The sequence below is a fragment of the Klebsiella sp. 4_1_44FAA genome (genome assembly GCF_000238715.1).
GTDB classification, from domain to species: domain Bacteria; phylum Pseudomonadota; class Gammaproteobacteria; order Enterobacterales; family Enterobacteriaceae; genus Klebsiella; species Klebsiella pneumoniae.
In genome coordinates this window covers 466,963-478,278 of record NZ_JH414799.1, presented here as the reverse complement: position 1 = coordinate 478,278, position 11,316 = coordinate 466,963, and the positions used below count along the sequence as shown (strand labels likewise).

General features: G+C 62.5%; 10 protein-coding genes. 5 read left to right on the top strand and 5 right to left on the bottom strand.

Annotated features, from left to right (window positions below; genetic code table 11):
- The first annotated feature begins 82 nt into the window (after positions 1-82).
- From HMPREF1024_RS18185 to HMPREF1024_RS18200, 4 genes are all read left to right on the top strand, one after another.
- Complete coding sequence (locus HMPREF1024_RS18185) at positions 83-1,033, top strand: LacI family DNA-binding transcriptional regulator (protein ID WP_072159393.1); 951 nt, start codon at positions 83-85, stop codon at positions 1,031-1,033.
- 121 nt (positions 1,034-1,154) lie between these two features.
- On the top strand, positions 1,155-1,964 hold the full coding sequence (locus HMPREF1024_RS18190; protein WP_009308168.1) for an inositol monophosphatase: 810 nt from the start codon (positions 1,155-1,157) through the stop codon (positions 1,962-1,964).
- A 110-nt stretch (positions 1,965-2,074) separates the two neighbouring features.
- The gene (locus HMPREF1024_RS18195; RefSeq protein WP_009308166.1) at positions 2,075-3,277 is read left to right on the top strand and encodes an MFS transporter; all 1,203 of its coding nucleotides are present in this window, start codon (positions 2,075-2,077) and stop codon (positions 3,275-3,277) included.
- A 25-nt stretch (positions 3,278-3,302) separates the two neighbouring features.
- A complete protein-coding gene (locus tag HMPREF1024_RS18200; protein WP_004178993.1) occupies positions 3,303-4,571 on the top strand; it encodes a histidine phosphatase family protein in 1,269 nt (422 codons plus the stop codon).
- 60 nt (positions 4,572-4,631) lie between these two features.
- Here HMPREF1024_RS18200 and mtnA read toward each other — a convergent pair whose 3' ends face one another.
- Positions 4,632-5,660, bottom strand: a complete 1,029-nt coding sequence (mtnA, locus tag HMPREF1024_RS18205) for an S-methyl-5-thioribose-1-phosphate isomerase (RefSeq protein WP_009308162.1) — start codon at positions 5,658-5,660, stop codon at positions 4,632-4,634.
- A 101-nt stretch (positions 5,661-5,761) separates the two neighbouring features.
- On the opposite strand from mtnA, the gene mtnK reads away from it, so the two are divergent.
- Positions 5,762-6,961 (top strand): S-methyl-5-thioribose kinase, encoded by a 1,200-nt coding sequence (gene mtnK, locus HMPREF1024_RS18210; RefSeq protein WP_009308160.1) that lies wholly within the window; start codon positions 5,762-5,764, stop codon positions 6,959-6,961.
- 215 nt (positions 6,962-7,176) lie between these two features.
- Here the strand turns inward: mtnK and HMPREF1024_RS18215 are convergent, their stop codons facing one another.
- The 4 genes from HMPREF1024_RS18215 to HMPREF1024_RS18230 all read right to left on the bottom strand — a co-directional run.
- A complete protein-coding gene (locus HMPREF1024_RS18215) occupies positions 7,177-8,418 on the bottom strand; it encodes an LVIVD repeat-containing protein (protein WP_004183365.1) in 1,242 nt (413 codons plus the stop codon).
- Between the two features lie 101 nt (positions 8,419-8,519).
- The gene (locus HMPREF1024_RS18220) at positions 8,520-9,584 is read right to left on the bottom strand and encodes a sugar ABC transporter substrate-binding protein (protein ID WP_002894036.1); all 1,065 of its coding nucleotides are present in this window, start codon (positions 9,582-9,584) and stop codon (positions 8,520-8,522) included.
- A 20-nt stretch (positions 9,585-9,604) separates the two neighbouring features.
- Positions 9,605-10,603, bottom strand: a complete 999-nt coding sequence (locus HMPREF1024_RS18225; RefSeq protein WP_002894035.1) for an ABC transporter permease — start codon at positions 10,601-10,603, stop codon at positions 9,605-9,607.
- On the bottom strand, positions 10,600-11,316 hold a 717-nt coding region (locus tag HMPREF1024_RS18230; RefSeq protein ID WP_009308157.1), incomplete at its 5' end, for an ATP-binding cassette domain-containing protein. The genes HMPREF1024_RS18225 and HMPREF1024_RS18230, both read right to left, overlap by 4 nt.

Below are 11,316 nucleotides of genomic sequence, written 5' to 3'. Positions count from 1 at the left end.
CGCCCGCCCGGGCGTCGGCTTCCTGGAAAACAGACGGCGCGAAACGACGATGAGCGATAAAAAATGGATTAAGGCCGAGGACGTGGCCAGACTGGCCGGGGTCTCGCGCTCGGCGGTCTCCCGCACCTTCACCCCCGGCGCCTCGGTGTCGGAGAAGACCCGGCAGAAGGTGCTGAGCGCCGCGGAAGCCCTGGGCTATCAGGTGAATATCATCGCCCGGACGATGATCACCGGCAGCAGTAATTTTATCGGCATCGTCACCGCCGGTTTCGACAACCCGTTTCGCAGCAAACTGCTGGCGCCGCTGGTCCATCAGCTGGCGCTCAATGGCTTTATGCCGCTGCTGATGAACGCTGACGATCCGCAGCAGCTCGCCCCCTCGCTTAAACAACTGCTGAGCTATCACGTCGCCGGGGTGATCATCACCTCCGGCGCGCCGCCGCTGTCGCTGGCGGAAGAGTATCTGGCGCGCAAGATCCCCGTCACCCTGATCAACCGCCATGCGGACCTCGCCGGCTGCGACCGGGTGTGCAGCGATAACGCCCAGGGAGCGAAGCTGGTGGCGGATCTGTTCAGCCGCCGAGGCTGGCGGCAGGTTGGCTTTATTGGCGAAAATCGCGAGAACTTCAGCACCCGCCAGCGCTATGAGGCTTTTATCGCCCGGACGTCGGATATGGCGGTGAGCAGCCGCTTCTGCGACAGCGGCGGCTATCAAGCCGGCTACCAGGCTGCCAGAGAATTGGTTGCTGAAAACCCCGGGATGCAGGCGCTGTTTTGCGCCACCGATATGCTGGCGCTGGGCGCCCAGGACGGCCTGCGGGACGCCGCCGCCCCGCTGCCGGCCATCGTCGGCTTTGACGATATCCCGCAGGCGGACTGGCAGCCCTATCAGCTCACCACCGTTCAGCAGAATACCGCCCTGCTGGCCCACCACGCGGTGGATTTGTTAATGACGCGGATCGCCCGCTTCAGCCTGCCCTCGCGCCATCGCGAAGTGCCGGTGAAACTAATTATTCGTCATAGTGCTAAATGAAAAAATCATTTTATGCTGGAGCGATCACAGAATCTTCTGCGAAACCCGGCCACACTCATTCGGCCCTTCGGGGCTGTTTTTTTCACGCAAAATGCACACGTGTGCAAAATAGGGAGTCACTATGCAATCTCAGGAATCAGAAGCGCTACAGGCCCGCTACCGTCTGGCCTGCGAGCTGGCGAAAGTGGGGGCTGAGCTGGCGTTTGAATACTATCAACAGCGCGAGGCGCTGACCGTCGACCATAAGGGCGACGACCTGCAGGATGTGGTCAGCGTGGCCGATAAGCGGGTGGAGGCCTTTGTCAAACAGCGCATTCAGAGCGCGTTTCCGGAGGATGGTTTTCTCGGCGAAGAGAGCGGCGCTCGCCTGCCCGACGCGCGAGTGCTGTGGGTGGTCGACCCCATCGATGGCACCAGCTGTTTCCTCAACGGCCTGCACACCTGGTGCCTGTCGCTGGCGATCGTCGCCGACGGCGAACCGGTCATCGGCGTGGTCTACGACCCCAACCATCGCGAGCTGTTTCACGCCCTGCGGGGCCATGGCGCCTGGCTCAACGACGCTCCGATCCGTCCGCACCCCGCGACGACGGTCAAAGAGGGCGTGATGGGCGTCGGCACCTCGCATCGCGTCACCCCGGCGGACTTTCTGCCGTTTCTGCAGGCGCTGCTCAGCGACGGCGGCATGTTTATCCGCAACGGCTCCGGGGCGTTGATGAGCGCCTGGGCGGCGGCGGGCCGGTTGATTGGCTACTACGAGCCGCACATGAACCCGTGGGACGCCCTGCCGGGGCTGGTGCTGATGCGCGAAGCGGGCGGCGTCAGCAACGATTTTCTGGCGCAGGAGGGGATCCAGCGCGGCAATCCGCTGCTGCTGGCCAGCCAGACGCTCTACCCGCAGCTGAAAAAGATGATCCCACAACCATTACATTAACCCTTACGGGTCAGGCTATCTCTGATTATGTACTCTACACAGTAACGATAACTTCATTCACGGACGAACCACATCAATCAGTCAGGCCTCCGACCTGCGGAGAACCACCTATGTCTGGAATTATCGCTTTTTTCCGGGCGTCGCCGCCGAAAGCGGGCGCCGCGTTTGATGAACACCGTTTTCGCCGGGTGCGCTGGCAAACCTTTATCGCCATGACCCTGGCCTACGTCACCTTTTACGTCTGCCGGTTATCCTTCACCGTCGCCAAAAGCGCGCTGGTGGAGCTGGGGATCACCCCGACGGAGCTCGGCATGATCGGCTCTACCCTGTTCTTCAGCTACGCCATCGGCAAACTGGTCAATGGTTTTATCGCCGATCACGCCAACGTGGTGCGCTATATGAGCCTCGGTTTATTGCTCAGCGCCGGGATGAACCTGATGATGGGGATGACCACCAACGCCCTGCTGCTGGCCATCTTCTGGGGGATCAACGGTTGGGCGCAGTCGATGGGCGTCGGCCCCTGCGCGGTCTCGCTGGCGCGCTGGTACGGCGTTAAGGAGCGCGGCACCTTCTATGGCATCTGGTCGACGGCGCATAATATCGGCGAGGCGGTGACCTATATGGTGATCGCCGCGGTGATCGCCGGGTTTGGCTGGCAGATGGGCTACCTGTCCACCGCCGCGCTCGGCGCCGCCGGCGTGGTGCTGCTGGTGCTGTTCATGCACGATTCGCCGCAGAGCAGCGGCTTCCCGTCCATCAACGTCATCCGCGATGAACCGCAGGAGGAGGTCGAAGCCCGCGGCTCGGTGTTTAAAAACCAGCTGCTGGCGCTGCGCAACCCGGCGCTGTGGACCCTCGCCCTCGCCTCCGCCTTTATGTACATCGACCGCTACGCCGTCAACTCCTGGGGGATCTTCTTTCTCGAGCAGGATAAAGCTTATTCCACCCTGGAGGCGTCCGGGATTATCGGCGTCAACGCTATCGCCGGCATCGCCGGGGCCACCATTGGCGCCCTGACCTGCTTCCTCGGCGGGCTGATCGCCGTCGATATCTCTTCGCGCAAGGCGGCGGGGGCCGCGCTCGGCACCATCGGCATCGCCAGCTACGCCGGCGCCGGCCTGGGCGAGTTTCTCACCGGGATCATTATTGATAAAACGGCTATCCTTGAAAACGGCAAAACGCTGTATGATTTCAGCACGTTGGCGCTGTTCTGGGTGGGTACCGGTCTGGGTTCCGCGCTACTCTGTTTTACCACTGCCGCCATCGTCGCCCGGCGCCATGCCGTCGAACGGCAGACCTCGTTCTCCTCATAACCGATTAACGAATAAGGAAGAAGATATGATGCCTGCAAGACATCAGGGGCTGTTACGCCTGTTTATCGCCTGCGCGCTGCCGCTGCTGGCGCTGCAATCTGCCGCCGCCGCGGACTGGCAGCTGGAGAAAGTGGTCGAGCTCAGCCGCCACGGTATTCGTCCGCCGACGGCCGGCAACCGGGAAGCCATCGAGGCCGCCACCGGCCGACCGTGGACCGAGTGGACCACCCATGACGGGGAGCTCACCGGCCATGGCTATGCCGCCGTGGTCAACAAAGGGCGTGCGGAAGGCCAGCATTACCGCCAGCTCGGCCTGCTGCAGGCCGGATGCCCGACGGCGGAGTCGATATACGTGCGCGCCAGCCCGCTGCAGCGGACGCGAGCGACCGCCCAGGCGCTGGTGGATGGCGCCTTCCCCGGCTGCGGCGTCGCTATCCATTATGTCAGCGGGGATGCCGATCCCCTGTTTCAGACCGACAAGTTCGCCGCCACGCAAACCGACCCCGCCCGCCAGCTGGCGGCGGTGAAAGAGAAGGCCGGGGATCTGGCGCAGCGTCGGCAGGCGCTGGCGCCGACCATCCAGCTATTGAAACAGGCGGTTTGTCAGGCCGATAAGCCCTGCCCGATCTTCGATACCCCGTGGCAGGTCGAGCAGAGCAAAAGTGGGAAGACCACCATTAGCGGATTGAGCGTGATGGCCAATATGGTGGAGACGCTGCGTCTCGGCTGGAGTGAAAACCTGCCTCTCAGCCAGCTGGCGTGGGGCAAGATCACCCAGGCCAGGCAGATCACCGCCCTGCTGCCGCTGTTAACGGAAAACTACGATCTGAGTAACGATGTGTTGTATACCGCGCAAAAACGCGGGTCGGTGCTGCTCAACGCTATGCTCGATGGCGTCAAACCGGAGGCGAATCCGAACGTACGCTGGCTGCTGCTAGTGGCCCATGACACCAATATCGCCATGGTGCGCACGCTGATGAACTTTAGCTGGCAGCTGCCGGGCTACAGCCGGGGAAATATCCCGCCGGGCAGTAGCCTGGTGCTGGAGCGCTGGCGCAACGCGAAGAGCGGAGAACGCTATCTGCGGGTCTATTTCCAGGCCCAGGGCCTCGACGACCTGCGTCGTCTGCAGACGCCGGACGCGCAGCACCCGATGCTGCGTCAGGAGTGGCATCAGCCGGGCTGCCGTCAGACCGACGTCGGTACGCTGTGTCCCTTCCAGGCGGCTATTACCGCCCTCGGTCAGCGTATCGACCGATCATCCGCCCCGGCGGTAGCCATGGTCCTGCCGTAGCGGCGCGGTGTTTGTCCGGGCCCGGGAAAACCTTTTTTTCCAGGCCCGGCACGACGTCCGTTATCCGTTGTCCGGCGCAAACGCCCCGGCGGCGACCTGCGCCGGGGTGACCACCCCGCTGTCCAGCACCCAGCCGCTTATCAGCCCAGCAGGCGTGACGTCGAACGCCGGATTGTAAACGGCAGCCCCCGTCGGCGCCCACTGTACCGCGCCAAAGCTGCCCGCCACTCCGGTCACTTCCGCCGCCGCGCGCTGCTCAATGGGAATGGCCGCCCCGTTCGGGCAATAGCGGTCGAGGGTGGTCTGCGGGGCAGCGACGTAAAACGGGATCTGGTGATAATGGGCCAAAACCGCCAGAGAATAGGTGCCGATTTTATTCGCCACGTCGCCGTTGGCGGCGATACGGTCGGCGCCGACCCACACCGCATCCACCTGCCCCTGCGCCATCAGGCTGGCGGCCATTGAATCGGCGATCAGCTGATAGGGCACGCCCAGCTCGCCCAGCTCCCAGGCGGTTAAACGACCGCCCTGCAGCAGCGGCCGGGTTTCATCAACCCATACGTTGGTCACTTTTCCCTGCCGGTGCGCCAGCGCGATAACGCCCAGGGCGGTCCCTACCCCGGCGGTCGCCAGGCCACCGGTGTTGCAGTGGGTCAGCAGTCGACTGCCGGGCTTCACCAGCGCACTGCCCGCCTCAGCGATGCGGTCGCACAGCTGTTTATCTTCTTCGACCAGACGCAAGGCTTCCGCTTCCAGCGCCTGCGGGTAATCCTCCCGGGCCAGCGCCTGCTTCATGCGATCCAGATTATTCATCAGGTTGACCGCCGTCGGCCGCGCCGCGCGCAGCGTCTCCAGCGCCTGCTGGAGTGCATCCCGGTTCAGGCCGCGCTGGGCCAGCAGGGCCAGCAGCAGGCTGGCGGACAGGCCAATCAGCGGCGCGCCGCGCACCCGCAGGGTATGAATATGGTCCACCAGCAGCGCAACGTTATCCGCCGCCAGCCAGCGTGTTTCCTGCGGCAAGGCCTGCTGGTCGAGAATAAAAAGCTGATTTTCACTCACCCGCAGGCTGGTGGTCTGTAATGTCTGCATGTCGTTAAATCCCTGTTGCGTTGTTGTATCACATTGTGTCAGGATGGAATCCAGAAGTATAGACGTCTGAACGGCTTAATCAGAATTCGAGGATCGAGGCAATGTCGCAATACCATACCTTCACCGCCCACGATGCCGTGGCTTACGCGCAACAGTTCGCCGGCATCGACAACCCATCTGAGCTGGTCAGCGCGCAGGAAGTGGGCGATGGCAACCTCAATCTGGTGTTTAAAGTGTTCGATCGCCAGGGCGTCAGCCGGGCGATCGTCAAACAGGCTCTGCCCTACGTGCGCTGCGTCGGCGAATCCTGGCCGCTGACCCTCGACCGCGCCCGTCTGGAGGCGCAAACTCTTATCGCCCACTATCAGCACAGCCCGCAGCACACGGTAAAAATCCATCACTTTGATCCCGAGCTGGCGGTGATGGTGATGGAAGATCTTTCCGACCACCGCATCTGGCGCGGAGAGCTTATCGCTAACGTCTACTATCCCCAGGCGGCCCGCCAGCTTGGCGACTATCTGGCGCAGGTGCTGTTTCACACCAGCGATTTCTACCTCCATCCCCACGAGAAAAAGGCGCAGGTGGCGCAGTTTATTAACCCGGCGATGTGCGAGATCACCGAGGATCTGTTCTTTAACGACCCGTATCAGATCCACGAGCGCAATAACTACCCGGCGGAGCTGGAGGCCGATGTCGCCGCCCTGCGCGACGACGCTCAGCTTAAGCTGGCGGTGGCGGCGCTGAAGCACCGTTTCTTTGCCCATGCGGAAGCGCTGCTGCACGGCGATATCCACAGCGGGTCGATCTTCGTTGCCGAAGGCAGCCTGAAGGCCATCGACGCCGAGTTCGGCTACTTCGGCCCCATCGGCTTCGATATCGGCACCGCCATCGGCAACCTGCTGCTGAACTACTGCGGCCTGCCGGGCCAGCTCGGCATTCGCGATGCCGCCGCCGCGCGCGAGCAGCGGCTGAACGACATCCACCAGCTGTGGACCACCTTTGCCGAGCGCTTCCAGGCGCTGGCGGCGGAGAAAACCCGCGACGCGGCGCTGGCTTACCCCGGCTACGCCTCCGCCTTTCTGAAAAAGGTGTGGGCGGACGCGGTCGGCTTCTGCGGCAGCGAACTGATCCGCCGCAGCGTCGGACTGTCGCACGTCGCGGATATCGACACTATCCAGGACGACGCCATGCGTCATGAGTGCCTGCGCCACGCCATTACCCTGGGCAGAGCGCTGATCGTGCTGGCCGAGCGTATCGACAGCGTCGACGAGCTGCTGGCGCGGGTACGCCAGTACAGCTGAGTGCGCCTGTTTCCCTCACCCCAACCCTCTCCCACAGGGAGAGGGAGCACCCCCTAAAAAAAGTGCCATTTTCTGGGATTGCCCGGCGGCGCTGCGCTTGCGCGGGCCTACAGATAGCCGCATAACGGTTTGATCTTGCACTCTTTCGTAGGCCGGGTAAGGCGAAAGCCGCCACCCGGCAGACATGCAAGCACAATTTTGCATTTACCTTACCCTCACCCCAGATACTCAATCACCGATAGCCCGCCGTTGTAATCGGTGCTGTAGATAATGCCTTGCGCATCGACAAACACGTCACAGGACTGGATCACCCGCGGGCGGCCGGGACGGGTATCCATCATTCTCTCAGGCGCAGCCGGCACCAGCGCCCCGGTCTCCAGCGGGCGATACGGGTTGGAAATATCGTAAGCCCGCACGCCGGCATTCTGATACGTGGCAAAAATCAGCGTTGAGCTGACAAAGCTCCCCGGCCGGTTCTCATGCAGGTTGTGCGGACCGAAATGCGCCCCTTTCGCCACATAATCCGCTTCATCCGGCGGCGGGAAGGTGGCGATGCTCACCGGGTTGGTTGGCTCGCGGATATCAAACAGCCAGATCAGCTTCTCGCCGTCCTCCTGGTTGTCGAGCACCGCTTCATCCAGCACCACCAGCAGGTCACGATCCGGCAGCGGCAGCGCGGTATGCGTTCCGCCGCCGAACGGCGGGCTCCAGTTGCGATGACTAATCAGCCTCGGCTGGGTACGGTCTTTGACATCCAGCAGCGTCAGGCCGCCGTCGCGCCAGCTGCCGTAGGCGGTATCCCCGGCAATAATGGCGTGATGCAGCGCATAGCGTTTGCCCTGCGGCCAGTCCGGTGTTTCACCGCCCGCCTGGTGCATCCCCGGCAGCCACCAGCGCCCGGCCACTTTGGGCTTACGCGGATCGGCCAGATCGATGGTCAGGAAGATGTAGTCGGTAAAACCGTCGATCAGCGCGGACACATACGCCCAGCGCCCGCCGACGTACCAGATGCGGTGAATACCGATGCCGTTAAGCGACAGGAAACTGATTTCCCGCGGCTGCGCGGGAGTGGAAATATCAAAGATGCGCAGCCCGGCGCTCCAGCCCCTGTCCTGCACATCGCTGACCGTGTCACCCACCGAGCGGGTGTAGTACACCTTCTCATCAGCAAAACGGGCGTCAGCAAACAGATCCCGGGCGTTGATCACCAGCAGCAGATCGTCATGCGCCTGGAGATGCACGTTCCAGGTGCCCGGCGGCGCGGCAATATAGTTGACGGTGGTGGGCCGGGTAGGATCGCGAACATCGACCACGGAAAAACCCTGCGACACCATATGGCCGATATAGGCGAATCCGCGGTGCACCATCAGCTGCACGCCGTCCGGACGACCGCCCTGATCGCTATGGCCAATCAGCCGCATATTGCGGCTGTATTCGGGGGAAGGTAATGCTGACATAGGGGATCCCTCTCGCCCGGTGGCATGGTTTTCCCCCTCTCCCTGCGGAGAGGGCCGGGGCGAGGGCACCAGGCCGCCGTCCACCGCCACCCGGCTTGATTTTATTTGTTTTTCGCTTCCAGCGTCGCGAACCACGGCGCGATAAAGTCTTCGGTCTGGCCCCAGCCAGGGATAATTTTCCCCAGCGACGCCACGTTTACCGCTCCCGGCTGGGCCGCCAGCAGCGCCTGGGGAATCGCTGCCGCCTTGAAGTCGTAGGTGGCTGGCGTCGGCTCGCCGGCGATCTTGTTGGCGATCAGCCGCACGTTGGTCGCGCCGATAAGCTTCGGATCCACCGCCACGCTCACCTTCCACGGGCTGCCGGCTTCGCGCATCAGCTGCAAATCCTGGTTGGAAATATCAATGCTGTAGAGTTTGATCTCGGTGCGGCCGTTCTCTTTCAGCGCTTTATAGGCTCCCTGGCTAAAGGCATCCCAGGTGCCCCAGATCGCGTCAATTTTTCCTTTCGGATACTTGGCGAGGATCGCCCCCACCTTGTTGGCAGTGTCGCCCTGCACATCGGATGACACGGCGCCGATCGACTCCAGCTCTTTAATCCCCGGGTTTTGCTTCAGCAGCGTCTGGTAAGCCGCCTGACGGCGCTCCATCGGCGGGAAGCCCGCCACCCACAGCTTGACGATGTTGGCCTTGCCGTTGAAATCTTTCACCAGCTGGCCAAAAGAGAGCTCGGTCAGTGAGGCATCATCCTGCTGGCTGACCGTCACCCCGGGGATCTCACCGCTTACCGCGGTATCGAACACCGCCACTTTGATCCCGGCGTCCACCGCCTTCTTCACCAGGGCGGTGGAATACGGGTCACGCCCCTGGGAGAGAATAATGCCATCGTATTTCTGGCTGATGGCCTGGTTGACGAAGTCCTGGAATTTGGCGTCATCGCCGTTGCTCAGGAAGGTGCTGATTTTGAAACCGAGCTTTTTGCCTTCCTGCAACGCCCCGGCGACAAACTGGGTGGTGTTATCGTCAGACCCGAGGTTGCGGATCACGGCAATGCGGATCGGGCCGTTGTGTTCGGCAATCGCCGCCGGCACCGGCGTCGGGGCGGTGGCCAGCGCCGCCGTCGACTGCAGCAGACCCAGCGTCATCAGAGAGAGTGCGATCTTTTTCATGCGGTTTACCCTGTAAAATGTTAAGTACGGCGCTGAAAATAGGTCAGTGCCAGCGCGCCAGCCAGCACCAACCCTTTAATAATGTCCATCGCGTAATACGGCACCGAGAGCATCACCAGCCCGTTGGAGAGCACGCCGAGGATCACCGCCCCCACCAGCGTCCCCAGGGCGTTCGGTTTACCGGAGCCCGCCAGCGAAAAGCCGATCCAGGCCGCGGCCACCGCGTCCATCAGATAGCCGCCGCCGGCGTTGACCTGCGAAGAGCCGATGCGCGAGGCCAGCAGAATGCCGCCCAGCCCGGCCAGCAGCGAGGCAATCACGTATGCTGCGACTTTGTAACGCGTGATCCGCAGGCCGGAGAGCCGCGCCGCCTCCGGGTTGCCGCCGATGGCGTACATCCGCCGTCCGTGGGTGGTGAACGACAGCGCCAGCTGGGCGACCAGCGTCACCACCAGCATGATAATGACGATGGTCGGCACCTGCCCCAGCGCGCCAAAGGCCGCCGGGATAGTACCCTCCGCCATCTCGCCGCTCGGCAGAACCATGTTTTCGGTAATCGACCCACCGTAGCTGTAGGTCATTGCCACGCCCTGAATCACAAACAGGCTGGCCAGGGTGGCGAGCATGTCAGGAATGCGCAGCACCACGATCAGAAAGGCGTTAAACAGCCCCACCAGGGTGCAGAGCGCGAGGGTTATCAGAATCGCTTCGGTGGTCCCCAGGCCATGCCAGACAAACAGGGAAATCACCAGCGCGTTAGCCAGCGATGCCGTCGATCCCACTGACAGATCGAAGCCGCCGATGGTGAGGGAAATCGACACCCCAATGGCAATCACCGTCACGATGGCAATCGAGCGCAGAATGTTGATGATGTTGAACGGATCAAGGAAGTTGTCCGAGGCGAGGCCAAAGACCGCCACCAGCAGCACCACGGTCAGCAACATGCCCCACTTATAGAGAAAATCAAAAAATCGCTGACGGCCCGATACCGTCGCGTTTACTGCCAGGGCCTTGCTCACGCTGCCGCTCCTCCGGTTGAATAATAAAGCAGTGTCTCTTCCCGGGCTTCCGCGCCGGGGATCTCCGCTACGATCCGTCCGTCCCACAGTACGCAGATGCGGTCGCATAAACCGACCAGCTCGGCGAATTCACCCGAGGCATAAATCACCCCTTTGCCTTCCCGTGCCAGACCATCGATCAGCATGAACAGATCGGTTTTCGCTTTCACATCGACCCCTTTGGTCGGTTCGTCAAAAATCAAAACGTTGGCATCACCGCGCAGCCATTTGCCAATGGCCACCTTCTGCTGGTTGCCGCCAGAAAGACGGCGCAGCGTCTGACCGGGACCGGTAGCGCGCACGCCGAGGCGGGCAATCACCTCCTCCGCCCAGCGCCAGGCCTGCCGATGGCCAAACAGGCTCCAGCGCGAAAAGCTGTTATCGGCGCTGACCGCCAGGTTCATCGCGATCGGCTCTTCAATGAAAATGCCCTCTTTGCGTCGCTCCTCCGGGACCAGAGCCAGGCCGCGCCCCACCGAGTCGGCCGGATCGCGCGGTCGCCACGGCTGGCCGTTCAGCTCGCCACGCTGCACCCGGCTTTTGCTGGCGCCGAACAGCGCTTTGCACAGCTCGGTTTTGCCCGCGCCGGCCAGCCCGGCGATACCCAGAATTTCCCCCTTCCGCAGGCGCAGCGAAATATCCTGCAGCAACGCCTCATCATGCCTGAGACACGC

Excerpts from the sequence above, each read along its gene's own strand:
- mtnA (WP_009308162.1), bottom strand. The coding sequence starts at position 5,660 with ATGCAGACATTACAGACCACCAGCCTGCGGGTGAGTGAAAATCAGCTT.
- HMPREF1024_RS18200 (WP_004178993.1), top strand. The coding sequence starts at position 3,303 with ATGATGCCTGCAAGACATCAGGGGCTGTTACGCCTGTTTATCGCCTGC.
- HMPREF1024_RS18220 (WP_002894036.1), bottom strand. The coding sequence starts at position 9,584 with ATGAAAAAGATCGCACTCTCTCTGATGACGCTGGGTCTGCTGCAGTCG.
- HMPREF1024_RS18215 (WP_004183365.1), bottom strand. The coding sequence starts at position 8,418 with ATGTCAGCATTACCTTCCCCCGAATACAGCCGCAATATGCGGCTGATT.
- HMPREF1024_RS18190 (WP_009308168.1), top strand. The coding sequence starts at position 1,155 with ATGCAATCTCAGGAATCAGAAGCGCTACAGGCCCGCTACCGTCTGGCC.
- HMPREF1024_RS18195 (WP_009308166.1), top strand. The coding sequence starts at position 2,075 with ATGTCTGGAATTATCGCTTTTTTCCGGGCGTCGCCGCCGAAAGCGGGC.
- mtnK (WP_009308160.1), top strand. The coding sequence starts at position 5,762 with ATGTCGCAATACCATACCTTCACCGCCCACGATGCCGTGGCTTACGCG.